Here is an 18,604-nt window from a genome sequence, read left to right as displayed (position 1 = left end):
TTTGGGAGGTTTTCTTAGGAAGAGATATTTTATGAATGAAACTGCTTATATTTTAGTTGCCCTTAGCTTGGTCATTCTCTTTTTGTACAACAAAAGAGAAAAGGTAAAGTTGCAGATTTTGCTGCAGCAGGAACTCCTAAAAAGTGATCATTTTCGACAAGAACTCCAAGAAAAAATAGCCACTAGCGAAAACCAAAATGACCTTATTGCTTACATTAACAAAAACTACCGTTTAGGAATTTTATATTCAAAAGAGCTGGTCGAGACTATCGCCAGCGAGCATGCAAGTCAAGAATAATAACAAAAGCCGCTCGGTCAAAAATATTGATCGAACGGCTTTTTACTTATGCTTTTATTTCGTACAATTCCTCGATAATGCCAGCTACTTTTTTAATATCGCCTAACATGCCACGCATTTCAAAATCAGCTAAAACAGGGAAGCCAAAACGTTGGCTGTACTGCTTAGCGGTCAGACAGTATTGGTTGTTAAAATTACGGTTGCCACTTCCAACAACTCCCAAACACTTGCTAGCATTCTGCCCATAAGCTATAAAATCGGCCACATCCGTCGTAAGAATCTCGACATCACCATTATCCACACCATTACCACCTTCCAAATAGGTCGGTAGAAAGGTAATGAAAGGATTGGTCATTTCAAAGAACGGATGCCCCTCTTTCACTAAGTCTTTGATATGGATTTTCTCAATCTCTAGACTCGGATGCTGCTCTAACAAGTAGTCGCTCAAACGACGGACAAAACTCTCTGTATTGCCACTCAAGCTGATATAAACTAAGGAAACTTTCATGTTTATTTGCTCCATTCCAAAAAATAACATTTATCTGTCCATCTAGATTGTAGCAGGTAAATGTTATTTGTCAAATCTTATTCTTCTTCAGCTACTTCTGCACTTTCAGCTTCCTTTTGCTGCTTGATCAACTTAAAGATAACGATGGAGAGGAAGATAAGACTAACAACAACAGAGAAGCCAATAGTAAAGTTCAGTCCCAGCATCTGAGATGAGAGTAAGGTCGGATCTGAAAAAGAAGACGTCGCAATCCCTTTTGCTACCACATAACCATACGCTGTTCCAATCAGGCCAATAAGAACGTTCGCGATGTAAATAAGATTGGCTTTGAAAATATCTTTCTTAAAAACGAAGAACCAAGCTGCAATCAAAAGAAGCAAGCCAACATAAAAGAAAATATTATTTATTAGCGAACCTGACAGTTCAGCGCTCTTGCTAAAGTAAGCTGCATACTGAGATTTTGCTGGCTCATTGATCCCCTTTAGTAAGGTTTCCACGGCATCATTTGAAGAGGAGAACTTCGAAATAAGCTCCCACAAAGTGCCTACTGTTTCTAATCCCAGTAAGACATAGAGATAAATTGGTTTCTTTTTCATAATAACCTCCTGTAAAGAAATACTTTTTCTTATTATACACCCAAAAGAAAAGACTGACAAGAGCCAAGGTCTGCTACGATTTTAAAGCTCCACTACCAAAAAAACTTATCTTCCAAGGCTACTTACTCTAGTCTTCTAACACGAGAAAAGCCAAGACAATCCTGTCTAGGCTTTTTCACTTATTTTAAATAATTAGTTCTCCAAATGCCATACTTCGTCATTGTATTGTTGGATCGTACGGTCTGCTGAGAAGAAGCCAGCTTTCGCAATGTTAACGATCACTTTATCCAACCATGCATCGCGGTCTTCGTAGTCAGCAAGCATTTGCTCTTTGACTTTGATATAGTCTTCCAAGTCAAGAAGCGTCATGAACCAGTCTTTGTTGATCAATTCATTGTAAAGACGTTCCAAGCGTTCTTTCTTACCTACTGCAAGAACAGCATCACTGATGATAAAGTCAACCAACGGTTTGATAGCTGGACGAGCGTAAAATTCGCTTGATTTGTAGGCTGCTTTTGCGTAAAGGTCGATAACTGTTTCTGAATCTTCACCAAAGATGTAGATGTTGTCTTTGCCAACCAACTCAGCGATTTCCACGTTAGCACCGTCCATAGTACCAAGTGTCAAAGCACCGTTGAGCATGAATTTCATGTTACCAGTACCTGAAGCTTCTTTAGAAGCAAGTGAAATTTGCTCAGAAATATCACCAGCTGCAATCAAGAAGCTTGATGCTGTAACGTTATAGTTCTCAACCATAACCACTTGCAAGTGTGGTGCCACTGCTGGGTCATTCGCGATGATTTCTGACAAGCAAAGGATCAAGTGAATGATGTCTTGGGCAATTGTATAAGCAGGAGCTGCCTTACCACCAAAGAAGACAGTGATTGGGCGAGCAGGAATGTTACCAGCCTTGATGTCCAAGTATTTGTGGATAACATACAAAGCGTTCATTTGTTGGCGTTTGTACTCGTGTAGACGCTTGATTTGGATATCAAAGATAGAATCTGGATTGATTTCTACACCTTGAGCTTCCTTCAAGTGACGAGCCAATTTACGCTTGTTGTGAGACTTAATGCCTTCCAGCTTTTCTTTCACTTCTTGCTTGCCAGCAAAGTCAAGTAGACCTTCCAACTTAGTAGCATCATGGTGCCAATCGCGACCAAGAAGTTCATCTAAGTAGCTAGACAAACGTGGGTTAGCGTGCATGAGCCAACGACGGAATGTGATACCGTTTGTCTTGTTGTTGAATTTCTCTGGATAAATATCGTAGAAAGCTTTCAACTCAGAGTTTTTCAAGATTTCAGTGTGGAGTGCTGCAACCCCGTTAACGCTGTATCCATAGTGGATATCCATGTGTGCCATGTGAACACGGCCGCTCTCGTCAATGATTTGAACAGCTGGATCTTTGTATTCTGCTTTGACACGACGATCCAATTCTTCGATGATTGGTACCAAGTGAGGAACCACTTCTTGCAAGAATTCAAGAGGCCATTTTTCAAGAGCTTCAGCAAGGATAGTGTGGTTTGTGTAGGCAGTCATGCTACGCACGATTGAGATTGCTTCATCAAGCTCGATACCACGCGCAGTCAAGAGACGGATCAACTCAGGAATGACCAGTGATGGGTGAGTATCGTTGATTTGTACAACTGCGTAGTCTGCAAGGTCATGCAAGTTGCTTCCTTTTTCGATCGCTTCGTCGATGATCAATTGTGCACCGTTTGAAACCATGAAATATTGTTGGAAGATACGGAGCAATTCACCTTGCTTGTCGCTATCATCTGGATAAAGGAAAAGAGTCAAGTTGTGAGCGATATCTGTCTTGTCAAATTCGATTCCCTCTTTGATGATGGAAGAATCAACTGAATCCAAGTCAAACAAACGCAAACGGTTTTTAGTAGCTGTCTTGTAACCAGGAACATCAATATCGTAAAGAGTTGATGTCAATGTAAAGTGTGCAAATGGTACTTGGTAGCTACGGCTTGAGCGAACCAACCAGTTTTGCTCAGTCAACCAGAAATTTGGAATAGTTGTTTGTTCATTATTTTTAAGGACTTGTTGGAAAAGACCAAAGTGGTAGTTTAGTCCAACACCGTCACCATTGAGACCCAAGGTTGCGATAGAGTCCAAGAAGCAGGCTGCCAAACGGCCCAAACCACCATTACCAAGAGATGGTTCCAATTCTACTTCTTCGACTTCGATCAAGTCTTTACCAGCAGCAGCAAGTTCTTTTTTCACATCGTCGTAAAGACCAAGGTTAATCAAGTTGTTTGACAAGAGTTTACCAATCAGAAACTCAGCAGAGATGTAGTAGAGTTTCTTTTTACCAGTATTGACTGGCTTTTGGGCGCTCGCCAACTTTGTATAGTTCAAGAGAGCCAAATAAAGCTCTTCATTGCTACAATCAGCAATTTGCTTTTGATAAGTTTTTTGGATATATGTTTGTAAGTTTGACATGATTTCTCCTAGTATTAGAAAGTATTGAAATTTATTGTCTTATGAAAGTAAGTCAGTATTCAGACGACGATAGACCTTAGTCAAATGATAAAGCTGACCTTCTACAATCGGGTTTAGCTCTTCAGCTGTCATCCGCCATGCCCAGTTACCACCAATTGTAGAAGGCAGGTTCATGCGGGCAGAGCCATCTAGCTCTAGCAAATCTTGCATCGTTGCGATAGCCATGTAGCTAACGGAAGCAAAGATTGTACGAAGCATTGCATGTGGCACCGTTTCGTATTCTTTGCGGTTAGTGTACTGAGCCATGTATTCACGGGTTGGATCATCGATCTCATCCTTATACCAGCCCAATACAGTATTATTGTCGTGAGTACCAGTGTACATCACAGAATTATGTGGCGCCAAGTGTGGGCTATCAATGCTTTCATCATCTGGATTGAAAGCGAATTGCAGAATCTTCATACCTGGGAAGCCAGTTCGTTCACGCAATTCAATGACTTCATCCGTCATGAATCCAAGGTCTTCTGCAATGATGTTCAAATCACCTAACGCTTCTTTCACTGCGGCAAACAGCTTATAACCTGGACCTTTGACCCAGTGACCAGTAGCCGCTGTGTCAGACTCAGCTGGCACTTCCCAATAAGACTCAAAGCCACGGAAGTGGTCAATCCGAACAATGTCGTAAATCTTGAAGCTTTCGCGCAAGCGCTCAATCCACCAAGCATAACCATCTTTATCCATGGCATCCCAATTATAAATTGGGTTACCCCACAATTGGCCAGTCTCTGAAAATTCATCTGGTGGGCAGCCAGCAACCTTAACTGGGCGACCTTGCTTATCTGTCTTGAAGAAGTGAGGCTGAGCCCAGACATCTGCGCTGTCAGCAGCTACATAGATTGGCATATCACCAACGATTTCGATGTGATGGTCATTGGCATATTTCTTGAGTTCCAACCATTGTTTAAAGAAGAGATATTGAGTTACACGATGGTATTCCAGTTTGTCTGCCAATTTCTCACGATAGCTAGCCAAGCTTTCTGGTTGGCGACGACGAATCGCTTCATCTGGCCATTCTGTCCAAGCTTTCAGATCAAAATGCTCTTTAACAGCCATGTATTCCGCAAAAAGCTCCAACCAAGCTGCATTTTCTGCAGCAAAGTGACGGAATTTGTCAAGATCGCCAACTTTAAGGAAACGGGCAACCGCTTTTTCCAAAAGAGGACGACGTGCTTCAAATACTTTTGCATAATCTACAGCTTTTGGATCATCACCAAAATCAACGCCTTTTAGATCTTCTTCTGCCAACAGGCCTTCGTCAATCAAGAAATCCAAATCAATAAAGTGAGTATTCCCTGCAAAGGCTGAGAAAGACTGGTAAGGAGAGTCCCCATAGCTAGTCGTTCCCAAAGGCAAGATTTGCCAATAACGTTGCTTCGTTCTAACTAAGAAATCCACAAAATCATAAGCAGACTGACCAAAAGAACCAATCCCGTACTTGCCTGGCAAAGAGGAAATGTGCATCAATACACCACTTTGTCTCGCTTTCATATGTAACACCTCAAAAATTTTTTCATGCTTGTTTCCTACTTTATTTAGCGAAAACGTTTGCGTTGCTTGAATTATAACCTATTTTTTTTTCAAGTGCAAGCTTTTTAAAAAACTTTTTTATTTATTATATCATAGATTTCCATTTTCTTTCCTTATATATCATATAAATTAACACTCTTTCCTTAAAAATTTTTTAAAATTTTCTTAAAAACGCTTGCAAGCGTTTACCTTTTGTGTTAAAATTATTTTAAGTTCAAGAAAACGTTTGCGCTATGCAAGCGTGTTCTTAGATGGTATTATACTTTTATTCTTTAGGAGGAATAATCATGAAAAACAAAATGTTGAAGAGCGTTGCTGTTCTCGGTACTGTTGCTTTAGCAGGTTTTATTTTGACAGCCTGCGGTAGCAAATCTTCTAAAAAAGAAACTGCTGCAAGCAATGAGCTCACTGCATATGTAGACCCAGGCTACAAGAGCTACATGGAAGAGGCTGCCAAAGCTTACGAAAAAGAAACCGGAACAAAGGTCACTATCAAAACTGGTGATGCTCTTACAGGTCTTGATAACCTTTCACTTGACAACCAATCTGGTAAATCTCCAGATGTCATGATGGCACCATACGACCGCGTAGGAAGCCTAGGTGCTGACGGACAACTTTCAGAAGTTGAGTTGGGTAAAGATGCAAAAGCTGACGATACTACTAAATCTTTGGTATCAATCGACGGTACTACTTACGGTGCTCCTGCTGTTATCGAGACCTTAGTAATGTACTATAACAAAGACCTGATCCAAAAAGCTCCTACAACATTTGCTGAACTTGAAGAATTGGCTAAAGATAGCAAGTACGCTTTTGAAGGAGAAGACGGTAAAACAACTGCCTTCCTTGCTGACTGGACAAACTTCTACTACGCTTACGGTCTCCTTTCTGGAAACGGTGCTTATGTCTTCGGTAAAGATGGGACAGATCCTAAAGATGTAGGTTTGGCTAACGAAGGTGCTATCAAAGGAATTGAGTACGCTAAAACTTGGTATGCAAAATGGCCTAAAGGTATGCAAGATACAGAAGGTGCTCCTAACTTGATCCAAACTCAATTCCAAGGTGGAAAAACTGCAGCAATCATCGACGGTCCTTGGAAAGCTGCATCTCTTAAAGAAGCTAAAGTAAACTACGGTGTAGCAACTATCCCAACACTTCCAAACGGCAAAGAATACAAAGCCTTTGGTGGTGGTAAAGCTTGGGTCATCCCTGCTGGTTCTAAGAACGTTGACGGCGCACAAAAATTCGTTAACTTCCTTGCATCAACTGCACAACAAAAAGCTCTTTACGATGCAACAAACGAAGTTCCTGCTAACACAGAAGCACGTGAATACGCTGTAAGCAAGAAAGATGAATTGACAGATGCGGTTGTTAAACAGTTCAAATCTGCAGAACCAATGCCAAACATCTCTGAAATGAGTACTGTTTGGGATCCAGCTAAAAACATGCTCTTCGATGCTGTAAGCGGCAAGAAAGATGCTAAAACTTCAGCTGAAGATGCTGTTAAATTGATCAAAGAAACTATCGATCAAAAATTCGGCAACAAATAAGCAAGTTTAAATAAAGGGGTGGGAATTTTCCCTACCCCTTGTTTGATAGAATGAGGATTTATTCTATCTTCTAATAAGAAAAACTCAGATTAGGACTTGTACTTGCTGCACTTCCTCAATCTTTCTCGTATCTAAGGAGACTACAATGACAAAAAAAGATCCCAAACAAGCCATGTTGCGCTCCCTCATTCCAGGGTTGGGGCAAATCTATAATGATCAAAAAGCCAAAGGATACATCTTTCTTGGGGTTACAGTTGCATTTTTAGCTTATTTCGTAGCTATTGCCCTACCAGAAATTGAAAATCTCATCACTCTTGGTGAAGTCCGTGGGGACAACTCACTCTTCATGCTGATTCGCGGTGCCTTCCATCTCATCCTTGTGGCATTTTTCCTGATTTTCTATGGATTTAACTTGAAGGATGCTCGGACGGTTGCTAAACAGTGGAACAATGATTATCCTGTTCACACTACCTTGAAGGAAATGTTTGATGGAATCTATGAAAATGGCTTCCCTTACTTACTCATCATTCCTTCTTATCTGGCAATGACCTTTGCTATCATTTTCCCTGTATTGGTAACACTCTTGATCGCCTTTACAAACTATGATTTCAAACACTTGCCACCAAATAAACTCTTGGATTGGGTTGGCTTTACCAACTTTGCTAACATTTGGCAATTGAGTACCTTCCGTGCGGCCTTTGGTTCTGTCTTGACTTGGACTATCATCTGGGCACTGGCAGCCTCTACTTTGCAAATCGTAATCGGTATTTTCACCGCTATCATTGCCAACCAGCCATTCATCAAAGGGAAACGCATCTTCGGTGTTATCTTCTTGCTTCCTTGGGCAGTTCCAGCCTTTATCACTATCCTGACTTTCTCAAATATGTTCAACGATAGTATCGGGGCTATCAATACTCAGGTTATCCCACTTCTCGGCAAGGTTCTTCCTTTCTTAAATGGACATCTGATTCCGTGGAAGACTGATCCGACTTGGACTAAGATTGCTCTGATTATGATGCAGGGTTGGCTTGGATTCCCTTATATCTACGTCCTGACCTTGGGTATTTTGCAGTCTATTCCAAATGACCTTTACGAAGCAGCCTACATCGACGGAGCCAATGCTTGGCAGAAATTCCGCAACATCACTTTCCCAATGATCTTGGCAGTTGCGGCACCAACTTTGATCAGTCAATACACCTTTAACTTTAATAACTTCTCAATCATCTACCTCTTCAATGCAGGTGGTCCTGGTAGTGTCGGTGGAGGAGCCGGTTCAACTGATATCCTGATCTCTTGGATTTATCGATTGACCACAGGTACAGCACCACAATATTCAATGGCGGCGGCCGTTACTCTCATCATCTCCATCATCGTCATCTCTATCTCTATGATTGCCTTCAAGAAACTACACGCATTTGATATGGAGGATGTATAAGATGAATAGTTCTGTTAAATTTAAACGTTTTATCAACCATAGTTTGACCTATCTCTACCTTGTAGTGCTTTCCATTATCATTCTCTACCCGCTCTTGATCACGATCATGTCTGCTTTCAAGACGGGGAATGTCGTGGCCTTCAAGCTAGACACAGACATCAACTTCAGTCTGGAAAACTTCTCTCGTCTCTTCTCAGAGACTCTATATGGTACTTGGTACTTTAACACTATTATCATTGCCGTCTTGACAATGATTGTCCAAACCAGTATAGTTGTACTTGCAGGTTATGCATACAGCCGTTACAATTTCATCGCAAGAAAGCAAAGTTTGGTCTTCTTCTTGATTATCCAAATGGTGCCAACTATTGCAGCTCTGACCGCCTTCTTCGTTATGGCGCTGATGCTCAATGCCCTCAACCAAAGCTGGTTCCTCATCTTCCTTTATGTGGGTGGTGGTATTCCAATGAATGCTTGGTTGATGAAAGGATACTTCGATACCGTTCCTATGTCTCTGGATGAGTCAGCTAAATTAGACGGTGCTGGTCATTTCAGACGTTTCTGGCAGATTATCCTGCCTCTCGTTCGTCCAATGATTGCTGTGCAAGCTCTCTGGGCCTTCATGGGACCTTTCGGAGACTATATCCTCTCTAGCTTCCTTCTTCGTGAAAAAGAATTTTATACGGTTGCAGTTGGTCTTCGTACCTTCGTCAGCGATGTCAAGAATCAAAAAATTGCCTTCTTTGCTGCCGGTGCGATTCTCACTGCCCTTCCAATCTGTATTCTCTTCTTCTTCCTGCAAAAGAATTTTGTATCTGGTTTAACAAGTGGTGGAGACAAGGGATAATCTTGTCCCACCCTGTTTTTGATTTAAAGACAATTATAGTTATATGGCAGCCAATAAGTTCTTTATTGGCCACCACCTGATTATAATTTTAGAAAGAGGCAGCTATGTTACCTTATCCTTTTAATTATTTTTCGAGCTTGATTGGTTTTAGAAAAACTTTCGCCAATCGTCGCATGCTCAGCTGGTTCCAGCTCATCTTTACGAGCGTCTTTTTGATTTCTCTGTCTTTGATTCCTGTGGCCATTCAGACAGCGTCTTTGACGAGCTATGCTCTGGATACCTTTGTTGATAAGGCTTTTGACACTCTGGATGAAGACGTGATGATTGACTTTGACCATCATGCCCAGATGAAAGACCATGTGCTGACCACTGAAAATCCTGAAGGCATTCATCGCAATGGCGCTGGGACTGTCATTATCGGCCATCACGAGGAGCTCAAATTAGGCAAGGAGCTGACGCTTTACTTCGACAAAGAAAATCTCAAAATCACTAAAGAAGGAAAAGAACTGGCCAATATCCGCTACCAAGCCATTGACCAGAAGGCTCTGAAAAGCAAAGAAGCCCTGACCGAAGCCATTTCTAAAGACTGGTTCCAACAAAACCGCCTGGTAATTAGCCTCTTTCTAGTCCTCTCCGCAGGCTTCCTCTTTAGCATCAACTTTACCTTTCTGGCGCTCGGTGCCTCCTTCCTGCTCTATCTGACCAAGAAATCACGGCTATTTTCTTTTAAAACCTTTAAAGAATGCTATCACTTTATCCTCAACTGCCTAGGATTACCAACGATTATCGGTCTTATCTGCGGCTTATTTGGGCAAAGCCTGCCTACGATCATCACCGTCCAAAATATCGTGTTTGTTCTTTATTTGGTGATTATTTTCTACAAAACACATTTTCGTGATGAGGATTTCAGAAATTAGGAGGTTATTATGCGCGTTACGATTAAAGAAGTAGCGAAATTAGCGGGTGTGTCTCCCTCAACGGTGACACGCGTCGTACAAAACAAGTCAACCATCAGTGATGAAACTAAAAAGCGGGTTCGCGCTGCTATGAAGGAGCTGGACTATCATCCAAATCTCAACGCTAGAAGTCTGGTTAGTCAGTCTACCCAAGTCATCGGTCTGGTGCTGCCCGATGATTCGGATGTTTTTTTTCAAAACCCATTCTTTCCAACTGTCTTGCGGGGGATTTCGCGCATCGCATCTGAACATGACTATGCCATTCAGATTAGCACCGGACAGGACGAAGAGCGTCGTTTAGAAAATATTAAACAAATGATTTTCGGAAAACGCGTCGATGGTTTGATTTTTCTCTATTCTAAGCCAAACGATCCGCTGGTTGACTTTGCGATTAAAAACCAGTTTCCTTTCTTGATTTTAGGGAAAGCAGTGTCACCATTTGTTTCTTTGGTCGATAATGATAATATCAAGGCTGGCTACGATGCAACCAAATATTTCCTAGATCAAGGTTATAAAAAAATTGCCTTTCTGGCTGGGAATAAAGAGCTTGTCGTATCCCAAGACCGCTTTGCCGGCTACAAACAAGCCTTGGAAGAAGCAGGCATCCCTCTCGATGAAAATATCGTCAAGTTTTCTTTCGGTTTCCTCTTGGAAGATAGCAGCTATAAGATTATGGAAAAGATGCCTATTCAGGAAATTGAGGCCTTTGTGACATCGGATAGTATGGTTGCCGAAGGGGCTCTCCACTATCTCAAAGACATTGACTACCGTTTCCCGATTATCACTTTTGACTCTATCAAGCCACGCATCGACGTGGATGCCTATATTGATATCAATACCCTCGAGTTGGGGAGGGAATCTTTCCGAACCTTGCTCCAAATCATTAAAGATAATAAGGATGACAAGCATACTTGCTATCGCCAAGTCATCTCCCACAGCATTCTTACTCGTTAGTTAAGGAGAAATTTTATGGTTTATCGTATTTTCCAAGCCTACTTAGATGATGAAAATAGCATCACTATCGAATTGGAAAAGTCCTTTGACGCTTATTCTATCCACTTTACTCTAGAGGACAAGCATAGCTCCAGTCCTTTGACCATCAAAAAAATTGAGAATCAAGAACATCAGATTATCTATACCCTTTCAGCCAATGATCCGATTGATTTGACCGAGTCCTACACAGTCTATGATCAGGATCGCAATCACACCATTCTCCAGTATCGCCACATTGTCCAGAAGCCAATTTTTGATGAATTATTTAGCTACCAAGGAAGAGATTTGGGAGCTAGCTATAGCCCTCAGGCAACAGATTTCAAACTGTGGGCTCCTATTTCGGAAAAAGTTTTGCTCCATCTGGAAGATCAGGTCATCTCCCTCCAAAGGCAAGATAGAGGTGTCTGGCATACGCAGGTCCTTGGGGACTTAGAAGGCAAGGCCTACTACTATATCCATAAGGTGAACGGAAAATGGGTAGAAGTACATGACCCCTACGCCCTCTCTTCAGATGCCAACTCTGGTCATAGTTATGTCATTGACCGCAAAAAGATTAGCAAACCTATTCAGCGCGCTGCCAGCCAAGTAAAACCAACAGAAGCCGTTATCTATGAAATGAGCGTGCGTGATTTCTCCATGCAAAAGGAAGCTAGTTTTTCACAACCTGGTAAATTTGCTTCTCTGTCCGAATCTCCAAGCGTACACGGCCAGACCTTTGGTCTCAAATACTTGCAAGATCTAGGTATTACACACGTTCAGCTTATGCCAGTCTATGACTTTGGCAGTGTTGACGAAAAACACCCCGAACTCGTTTATAATTGGGGCTATGATCCCGTCCAGTATAATGTTCCTGAAGGTAGCTTCTCAAGCGACCCACACAATCCCTATAGTCGTATCTTTGAACTACAAGACGCGATTGCAGCTTATCACCAGGCTGATATGAGCGTTATCATGGATGTCGTCTACAATCACGTCTATGAGGCAGATGCCTATGCTTTTGAGAAGATTGTGCCAGGCTACTTCTATCGTCTCGATGAGCAAGGCCTACGGACAAATGGCACCTTCTGCGGAAATGATGTAGCCAGCGAAAAAGCTATGGTGCGCCATTATATCCAACAATCCGTCCAGCAATGGGTTAGCCTCTACGGCTTTGACGGTTTCCGCTTTGACTTGATGGGCATTCTCGACATAACCACCATGAAGCAAATCGCTCAGGAACTAAAAGCCATTCATCCAAACATCTACCTTTACGGAGAAGGTTGGCAGATGCCTACTGGTCTTGATAGTGACCTTCTGGCTCACCAATTCAACGCTGAACAACTACCTGAGTATGGATTCTTCAGCGATCATTTCCGTGATACGATCAAGCAAACCATCGTCCAAGGTAGCCGACTGGACAAAGAACACGCGACCAGCTGGCTAGAAAATGTCCTGACAGCCAATGTCGGCTTGACAGGAGAGCCACATTTCCTAGCGCCTCATCAGGCGATCAACTATGTAGAATGCCATGACAACGCAACGGTGTTTGATTATTTTGATATTCAAAATCCAAATATCAGCCTCCGTCAGCGCCTAGCTAACTCTCGCCTAGCATTGCACATCGTTCTCTTAGCGCAAGGAGTTCCTTTCCTCCACAGCGGCCAGGAATTTTATCGGACCAAGAATCTGATTGACAACACCTACAACCTGCCTGATGATGTCAACAAGCTAGACTGGCTGCGCTCACTTCACTATACCGAAGACATTGAATTTTTGAAGCAACTCATTGCCTTTAGAAAGGCTCATCCACTTCTGACTCTGACAACTAGCTCTGCTATTCAAAAAGCTTGTCAGGTCAAATGGCTCAGCCCTAGCCTCCTTGAATATAAGATTCAAAAAGATAAACAAGCGCTGACCATTTTGATTAACTTCGGCACTGAAGCAGCGACTTATGAAAATAAAATGAAGCAAAGCATTCACCTTCAGTATCCGCACATTAACGCTAAAAAACCAATCGCCCCGCTAGCAGATTCTTATATAGTTCCTGCTAAGCAAGTCTTGGTTTTGAAATAAAGTAATAACTATAAAAAAGAACAGGTTCATTTTGGATGGGAAAACATCCAGCTGAACTTGTTCCTTTTTTATGTATAAATGGAAGCATTGCGTTTGAGCAAGATCCACTAACAATGCCGATAATCGAGACTACTCTTCTACAAATCTTCCTAAAATATGTACATTGTCAGATACGGAGACAAAGGCGGTCGGATCCGTCTGTTTCATGATGTACTTAAATTCACTAAATTCAGCACGCGTAATGACTGTAATCAGCACCGCCTTTTGCTCGTGATTGTAAGTTCCCTCCGCTCCATTGATAATGGTCGCACCGCGGTGGAGCTTGTGGTGAATTTTGTTAATCACCTCGTCAGGATGACTGGTGATAATCATAGCCTGCATCCGCTTTTGCTTGGTAAAGACTGCATCCGTTACACGGCTGGATACAAAGATGGTAATCATTGAGTAGAGAGCGTATTCCCAACCGAAGGTCAGACCAGCAATCAGCATAATAATCCCATTGACAATCAGGGAGATACTGCCTACATTACGGCCTGTTTTCTTGCGAATGGTCAGACTAACAATATCTGTCCCTCCACTTGAAATGCTTGACTTGAGGGCAAAGCCGATCCCTGTCCCCATGACAACTCCCCCAAACAAAGCATTGATAATGGGATTGGTCGTCAATGTAACTTCTGGCACAAAATGGATAAAAAGCGAGCTCATCGAAACAGTGATAAAAGTAAAAACAGTAAACTTATGCCCGATTTGGTACCAAGCCAAAATCATCAGTGGAATATTGATCGCATAAAAAGTAATGGAAACTGGAATGGTAAAGCCGATAAAGCGGCCACTCAAAGCCGAGACAATCTGCGCCAAGCCCGTTGCACCACTTGAGTAGACATGGCCCGGCTGAAAGAAGAAATTGACCGCTACCGCTGAGAGAAAGCCGTATACCAGAGAGGCTGAAAATTTCTCATCATATTTTTCACGCGAAATACTTTTCAGAACTTCTAGCAACTTGACATGATAGGCAAAGCGATGAAGATAATAGCGAAAAAGTTTCCGCAAACTAGTCTTTTTCATGTGATTCTACTTGTAAACTTAATTCCTCTAATTGTGCAGGAGCAACCAAGCTTGGTGCTTGCGTCATTGGGTCAGAAGCCTTGTTATTCTTAGGAAAAGCAATGACTTCACGGATATTTTCTTCACCGGCCAAGAGCATGACGAAGCGATCCAGACCCAAAGCCAGACCTCCATGTGGTGGGAAACCATAATCCATGGCTTCTAGAAGGAAACCGAACTGGTCTTGCGCTTCTTCAGCTGAGAAGCCTAAAGCCTTAAACATACGTTCCTGCAGATCTTTTTGGTTGATCCGTAGGCTACCACCACCTAGTTCATAGCCATTGAGTACGATATCATAGGCAATCGCACGAACCTTGCTCAGGTCTCCTTCTAACTCCTGCTCAGAATCTTTTTGAGGCAGAGTGAATGGATGGTGGGCACTCATATAGCGGCCTTCTTCTTCAGACCACTCGAACATTGGCCAATCTACTACCCACAAGTAGTTAAACTTAGCAGGGTCAATCAAACCTAATTCCTTGCCTAAACGGACACGAAGAGCCCCCAGAGCTGCGTTGGCAACATCCAAGGTATCTGCCACAAAGAGAACCAAGTCGTTTTCTTCTAATTGTAAAGCAGTTGTCAACTCACTTGACAGGTCTGTCAAAAACTTGGCAACAGGACCAGTCAGCTCTCCATCAACTACTTTCACCCAAGCAAGTCCCTTTGCTCCATACTGCTTAGCTTGCTCTGTCAGCTTATCAATGTCTTTACGCGAGTATTTGTCAGCAGCATTTTTCACTACAATCGCCTTGACAGCCGGTGCCTCAGAAAAGACTTTGAAGTCAACACCCTTGACAAGCTCTGTCAAGTCCTGCAATAACATGTCAAAGCGAGTATCTGGCTTGTCACTACCATAAAGAGCCATGGCATCGTCATATTTCATCCGTGGGAAAGGCAAGGTTACTTCAATTCTCTTGGTTTCCTTCATGACACGGGCGATCAACCCTTCTGTAATGTCTTGGATTTCTTGCTCAGATAGGAAAGAAGTTTCCAAGTCCACCTGTGTAAACTCTGGTTGACGGTCTCCACGTAAGTCCTCGTCTCGGAAACACTTGACAATCTGGTAATAACGGTCAAAACCAGCATTCATCAAAAGCTGCTTGGTAATCTGTGGGCTTTGAGGCAGGGCATAGAAATGACCTTGGTTGACCCGGCTCGGTACCAAATAATCACGCGCTCCTTCAGGCGTTGACTTGGTCAAAAATGGTGTCTCTACATCGATAAACTCCAGCTCATCCAAATAATTGCGGATGGAATGAGTCACTTTGGCACGTAACTTGAAATTTTCCAGCATTTCTGGGCGACGCAAATCCAAATAACGGTAGCGCAAGCGCGTATCGTCATTGGCTTCAATCCCGTCCTTAATCTCAAAAGGAGTGGTTTTAGCAGTATTCAATATCGTCAGACTGTCTACGTGAAGCTCTACACTTCCTGTAGCCAGCTTGTCATTGGCCTGCTCACGCGCGGCTACCTTACCAGTCACTTCGATGACAAACTCGCTGCGCAGACTCTCAGCTGTCTTCATGACCTCATCTGAAACACTCTCAGGATTAATAACTAGCTGCATAATACCTTCACGGTCACGCAGATCAATAAAAATCAAGCCTCCCAAATCGCGACGGCGGGCAACCCAACCTTTCAAAGTAATTTCCTGACCGACATGCTCACTACGAACACGTCCCGCATACATTGAACGTTTCATCTTTACTCTCCAAAATTTTAATTCTGTTACTATTTTACCACAAAGAGCCTAGGAAAGCCCCCCTACCTGTCCTTTTTCTGAAAAAAATTAAAAGTATTTATTTCCAGTGCTCCTTTTATAAAAAAGGTCTAGAGGCAATATCCCCAGACCTGCTAACGCTATATAGATTATTCCTTTTTCTTCCCATCCTCATAAAGACTAGGAGCCAACGTTTTTGTCACCATGGCTGTCAAGAAGCGAAAGGCCCCAGCTGCCAGACCAAAAATCGGCGCCAAAGCACGGAAGAAAAAATCCCCTCGCATAAAATAACAGAGCAGACCCGTTATCACAAATAGGGCCACTCCCTGCACCACAACCACTAATAATATTTTCTTCATCATTCCCTCGACTTTCTATAGACTATTATAGCATAAGCAGGGAAGGTTAGGGCAAAAACTATAACCCTTTGGAGAATAACAGGGCAGAATTGCTGATGAAAACTAGAGAAGTATCACTCGCTCTAAAAGAAATAACCACATTATTATATCATCACATTAAATATAAAATCGGAAAAAGTATAGAGATTATTTACTTTTTTTCAATTCATTATAATAATCATTCGAGCGAATTTTTTCCTTTTCTGCAGCTTTTTTATTTTCCATTGGGATAGATTCCAAGCCATTATTTGCAGATATTAATTTTGCCATTTTTGAATCAGCTTTCTCAAATTCTGCTGCTACAGAATTTAAGTAGTTATTAAGATTCTCTACCGTAGTATGAATATCTGCTGAAGCCTCATCCAATAAGGTATTGCAATCTGCAAATAATTCTGTAGACACATCATCAACCCACTCTGAAGCATCATTTGTACCTCCCGACATTACTGCCGCATCTAACCGAACAGATGTTTCGTAAATTTGTGTCGTATTAATTTGTCTCTTTTTTCCCATTTGCTTTTATCCTTTCCTGTGCTTTTTTAGCTTCCGCTTTGGACCAATCAATAAATTCTTGGTAATTATTTAAAGGAGTTTCTTCGTTCGTTTCATAATCCTTTGCGACTATATCTAGCTTATCCTGACCAACTGGCGCAAACCAATGGCGAAGATCTTCATAGTAATCTGACGGAGAAACCAAGCCTCTTCGATACAGCATTTCTGTAACTTTATTTTTCTTTAAACGCTTTACCAAGTCAGGAAACTCGTGGCTAAAGTTAATATCCTGACCAATCTCGTTCTCCTTTTTATCATTAACATAACCTAAAATGTTTGAAGGTGAAAATCCATTAAAATATAGAATATCATCGAGATTTGTTCTGGATAGGGAAGGGAAACTATTTTGTGCGGTACTCACTTCTTCCATCGCTTCACTAAGCTCTGTCAATTTCCCATTTTCCAAATTTAATACTAGGCTTTTTGTTTCTTCTAAATTTTTTCTTTTTGAAACAAAAAGCCGTACATAATCTTTACCCTCAAAATAGAAGCTAGAACCAACTACTTGGAGGGACCCGTCATCTCTCAAGCCGTAATCTGAATCGTATTCTTCTACGGCCTTTTTGAGGTCTATGCGCTTTTCAACGAAATTTTTTTTACGTAAATCATAAGTGATAATATCAAATTTTACGAGTTTACTTGATGGTAGGGTATTCTTTTTTGCATAAAAGTGCTCATAAGTTATAAATGTTGAGACTACATAGTTCTGACTAATTCTTAAATTATTAGAATGCCACTTTAAAGTATTAGGACTAACTAAGACATAGCGCCCATCTTTTGTTAGAGTGATATCTTTCAGCGAAGAATCATATACAATCGTTTCCTTTCTAGACTCTTCCTTTGGCTTGGAAGGAGAAAAGAATTGTTTTTTTAGATAAACAAAGCTACAGAAAGCTACTAGTAAGACAGCAATCACTAAAATAATTTGTTTTCTTTTATTCATTTATTGTCCTCTTCCTCTTGTCCAATTGTCGAAGCATCTGATTGGTTGTCTTCTTGACTGTCGCCTGTGCTCGCTGAACTATCTGATTTTGGAAAATCCAAACTATACTCAGTTTCTGTACTAATCGCTGGGAGATCAACATCTATTATTTCCTGATTTTGAGCAGGATGATAATAAGCGAAAAAGGCCCAAACCATATAAACAAGAATAGCTGGATATACAATCAAATGTCTTCCCCAAAAATCCCCAGAAGCTTCAGCTCCTCTTGTAGACATTCCTTTCAATTCTGGATATTGAGCCTCGTATTGTTTCTTTTTTGTCCAATACGGCCTTGATATAACAATACCTGCAAACACAACTAAGCCAATTGAAACATTTTCAAAGATTAGATTCCTAGATCTTGAATAGACCAAAATAAAGGATAGAATAGCTCCTGTAATGGCCGTCAGTAAGAATATAATGCGGCTATAAATAGCTTCTTTTTTTATTCTAAGATATTCTTTGATAAGTAAGTCTTTTTCTGTCATGATATCCCTTTCGTTTACCGTGTAATTTTAAGCTGTATCTGGGAATCTTGATATTTCAGATATACTTGGTCAGCTGGTGAATTCTCTTCT

General features: G+C 41.6%; 17 protein-coding genes. 7 read left to right on the top strand and 10 right to left on the bottom strand.

All coding sequences use genetic code 11. The features are described 5' to 3' along the window. Positions 1 to 31 precede the first annotated feature (31 nt). On the top strand, positions 32 to 298 hold the full coding sequence (locus tag PAN94_RS00615) for a MarR family transcriptional regulator (RefSeq protein WP_285874236.1): 267 nt from the start codon (positions 32 to 34) through the stop codon (positions 296 to 298). A gap of 46 nt (positions 299 to 344) precedes the next feature. Here PAN94_RS00615 and nrdI read toward each other — a convergent pair whose 3' ends face one another. The 4 genes from nrdI to malQ all read right to left on the bottom strand — a co-directional run bounded on the left by nrdI (position 345) and on the right by malQ (position 5,413). Next, positions 345 to 821, bottom strand: coding sequence for a class Ib ribonucleoside-diphosphate reductase assembly flavoprotein NrdI (gene nrdI, locus PAN94_RS00610; protein ID WP_414290156.1), 477 nt, complete (start codon positions 819 to 821; stop codon positions 345 to 347). 62 nt (positions 822 to 883) lie between these two features. Continuing rightward, positions 884 to 1,402 carry an ABC transporter permease gene (locus PAN94_RS00605; protein ID WP_285874234.1) on the bottom strand — a complete coding sequence of 173 codons (519 nt, stop codon included), beginning with the start codon at positions 1,400 to 1,402 and terminating at the stop codon, positions 884 to 886. A 192-nt stretch (positions 1,403 to 1,594) separates the two neighbouring features. Further along, positions 1,595 to 3,856, bottom strand: a complete 2,262-nt coding sequence (gene glgP / locus PAN94_RS00600; protein ID WP_285874233.1) for a glycogen/starch/alpha-glucan family phosphorylase — start codon at positions 3,854 to 3,856, stop codon at positions 1,595 to 1,597. A gap of 39 nt (positions 3,857 to 3,895) precedes the next feature. Further along, positions 3,896 to 5,413, bottom strand: coding sequence for a 4-alpha-glucanotransferase (gene malQ / locus PAN94_RS00595; RefSeq protein WP_285874232.1), 1,518 nt, complete (start codon positions 5,411 to 5,413; stop codon positions 3,896 to 3,898). A 317-nt stretch (positions 5,414 to 5,730) separates the two neighbouring features. Here malQ and PAN94_RS00590 point away from each other — a divergent pair, with 317 nt between their 5' ends. The 6 genes from PAN94_RS00590 (at position 5,731) to pulA (ending at position 13,270) form a co-directional block, all read left to right on the top strand. Beyond that, entirely contained in the window at positions 5,731 to 6,990 is a 1,260-nt protein-coding gene (locus tag PAN94_RS00590; RefSeq protein ID WP_005591470.1) for an extracellular solute-binding protein, read from the top strand. Positions 6,991 to 7,135: 145 nt separating this feature from the next. Next, positions 7,136 to 8,425, top strand: coding sequence for a carbohydrate ABC transporter permease (locus PAN94_RS00585; RefSeq protein WP_125373092.1), 1,290 nt, complete (start codon positions 7,136 to 7,138; stop codon positions 8,423 to 8,425). A 1-nt stretch (position 8,426) separates the two neighbouring features. Continuing rightward, a complete protein-coding gene (locus PAN94_RS00580) occupies positions 8,427 to 9,269 on the top strand; it encodes a sugar ABC transporter permease (RefSeq protein WP_125379106.1) in 843 nt (280 codons plus the stop codon). A 104-nt stretch (positions 9,270 to 9,373) separates the two neighbouring features. Continuing rightward, the gene (locus PAN94_RS00575) at positions 9,374 to 10,186 is read left to right on the top strand and encodes a DUF1189 family protein (protein WP_285874231.1); all 813 of its coding nucleotides are present in this window, start codon (positions 9,374 to 9,376) and stop codon (positions 10,184 to 10,186) included. 9 nt (positions 10,187 to 10,195) lie between these two features. Then, a complete protein-coding gene (locus PAN94_RS00570; protein ID WP_285874230.1) occupies positions 10,196 to 11,179 on the top strand; it encodes a LacI family DNA-binding transcriptional regulator in 984 nt (327 codons plus the stop codon). Positions 11,180 to 11,194: 15 nt separating this feature from the next. Then, the gene (pulA, locus tag PAN94_RS00565) at positions 11,195 to 13,270 is read left to right on the top strand and encodes a type I pullulanase (protein WP_285874229.1); all 2,076 of its coding nucleotides are present in this window, start codon (positions 11,195 to 11,197) and stop codon (positions 13,268 to 13,270) included. Between the two features lie 129 nt (positions 13,271 to 13,399). Here pulA and PAN94_RS00560 read toward each other — a convergent pair whose 3' ends face one another. The 6 genes from PAN94_RS00560 to PAN94_RS00535 all read right to left on the bottom strand — a co-directional run bounded on the left by PAN94_RS00560 (position 13,400) and on the right by PAN94_RS00535 (position 18,514). Then, positions 13,400 to 14,335, bottom strand: coding sequence for a YitT family protein (locus PAN94_RS00560; protein ID WP_149517650.1), 936 nt, complete (start codon positions 14,333 to 14,335; stop codon positions 13,400 to 13,402). Then, positions 14,322 to 16,076, bottom strand: coding sequence for an aspartate--tRNA ligase (gene aspS, locus PAN94_RS00555; protein WP_285874228.1), 1,755 nt, complete (start codon positions 16,074 to 16,076; stop codon positions 14,322 to 14,324). Before aspS ends, PAN94_RS00560 begins: the two co-directional genes overlap by 14 nt. Before the next feature lie 167 nt (positions 16,077 to 16,243). Continuing rightward, positions 16,244 to 16,456: a hypothetical protein gene (locus PAN94_RS00550; RefSeq protein ID WP_005591462.1), complete on the bottom strand. Its 213-nt coding sequence runs from the start codon at positions 16,454 to 16,456 to the stop codon at positions 16,244 to 16,246. Between the two features lie 183 nt (positions 16,457 to 16,639). Next, positions 16,640 to 17,005 carry a hypothetical protein gene (locus tag PAN94_RS00545; protein WP_125370800.1) on the bottom strand — a complete coding sequence of 122 codons (366 nt, stop codon included), beginning with the start codon at positions 17,003 to 17,005 and terminating at the stop codon, positions 16,640 to 16,642. Beyond that, positions 16,983 to 17,987 (bottom strand): hypothetical protein, encoded by a 1,005-nt coding sequence (locus tag PAN94_RS00540; RefSeq protein WP_285874227.1) that lies wholly within the window; start codon positions 17,985 to 17,987, stop codon positions 16,983 to 16,985. Before PAN94_RS00540 ends, PAN94_RS00545 begins: the two co-directional genes overlap by 23 nt. Continuing rightward, on the bottom strand, positions 17,984 to 18,514 hold the full coding sequence (locus PAN94_RS00535; RefSeq protein WP_285874226.1) for an MFS transporter: 531 nt from the start codon (positions 18,512 to 18,514) through the stop codon (positions 17,984 to 17,986). Before PAN94_RS00535 ends, PAN94_RS00540 begins: the two co-directional genes overlap by 4 nt. Positions 18,515 to 18,604 lie beyond the last annotated feature (90 nt).

The organism is Streptococcus sp. SC1, assembly GCF_030272855.1.
GTDB lineage: Bacteria > Bacillota > Bacilli > Lactobacillales > Streptococcaceae > Streptococcus.
Note: the sequence above shows the minus strand (reverse complement) of the source record. Positions and strands in the feature narration are given on the sequence as shown.

What these genes read in the sequence shown, in the direction of transcription:
- PAN94_RS00560 (WP_149517650.1), bottom strand. Translation starts at nt 14,335, where the DNA reads ATGAAAAAGACTAGTTTGCGGAAACTTTTTCGCTATTATCTTCATCGC.
- nrdI (WP_414290156.1), bottom strand. Translation starts at nt 821, where the DNA reads ATGGAGCAAATAAACATGAAAGTTTCCTTAGTTTATATCAGCTTGAGT.
- PAN94_RS00535 (WP_285874226.1), bottom strand. Translation starts at nt 18,514, where the DNA reads ATGACAGAAAAAGACTTACTTATCAAAGAATATCTTAGAATAAAAAAA.
- PAN94_RS00540 (WP_285874227.1), bottom strand. Translation starts at nt 17,987, where the DNA reads ATGAATAAAAGAAAACAAATTATTTTAGTGATTGCTGTCTTACTAGTA.
- PAN94_RS00550 (WP_005591462.1), bottom strand. Translation starts at nt 16,456, where the DNA reads ATGATGAAGAAAATATTATTAGTGGTTGTGGTGCAGGGAGTGGCCCTA.
- PAN94_RS00575 (WP_285874231.1), top strand. Translation starts at nt 9,374, where the DNA reads ATGTTACCTTATCCTTTTAATTATTTTTCGAGCTTGATTGGTTTTAGA.
- PAN94_RS00570 (WP_285874230.1), top strand. Translation starts at nt 10,196, where the DNA reads ATGCGCGTTACGATTAAAGAAGTAGCGAAATTAGCGGGTGTGTCTCCC.
- glgP (WP_285874233.1), bottom strand. Translation starts at nt 3,856, where the DNA reads ATGTCAAACTTACAAACATATATCCAAAAAACTTATCAAAAGCAAATT.
- PAN94_RS00585 (WP_125373092.1), top strand. Translation starts at nt 7,136, where the DNA reads ATGACAAAAAAAGATCCCAAACAAGCCATGTTGCGCTCCCTCATTCCA.
- pulA (WP_285874229.1), top strand. Translation starts at nt 11,195, where the DNA reads ATGGTTTATCGTATTTTCCAAGCCTACTTAGATGATGAAAATAGCATC.
- PAN94_RS00615 (WP_285874236.1), top strand. Translation starts at nt 32, where the DNA reads ATGAATGAAACTGCTTATATTTTAGTTGCCCTTAGCTTGGTCATTCTC.
- PAN94_RS00545 (WP_125370800.1), bottom strand. Translation starts at nt 17,005, where the DNA reads ATGGGAAAAAAGAGACAAATTAATACGACACAAATTTACGAAACATCT.
- aspS (WP_285874228.1), bottom strand. Translation starts at nt 16,076, where the DNA reads ATGAAACGTTCAATGTATGCGGGACGTGTTCGTAGTGAGCATGTCGGT.
- PAN94_RS00590 (WP_005591470.1), top strand. Translation starts at nt 5,731, where the DNA reads ATGAAAAACAAAATGTTGAAGAGCGTTGCTGTTCTCGGTACTGTTGCT.
- PAN94_RS00605 (WP_285874234.1), bottom strand. Translation starts at nt 1,402, where the DNA reads ATGAAAAAGAAACCAATTTATCTCTATGTCTTACTGGGATTAGAAACA.
- PAN94_RS00580 (WP_125379106.1), top strand. Translation starts at nt 8,427, where the DNA reads ATGAATAGTTCTGTTAAATTTAAACGTTTTATCAACCATAGTTTGACC.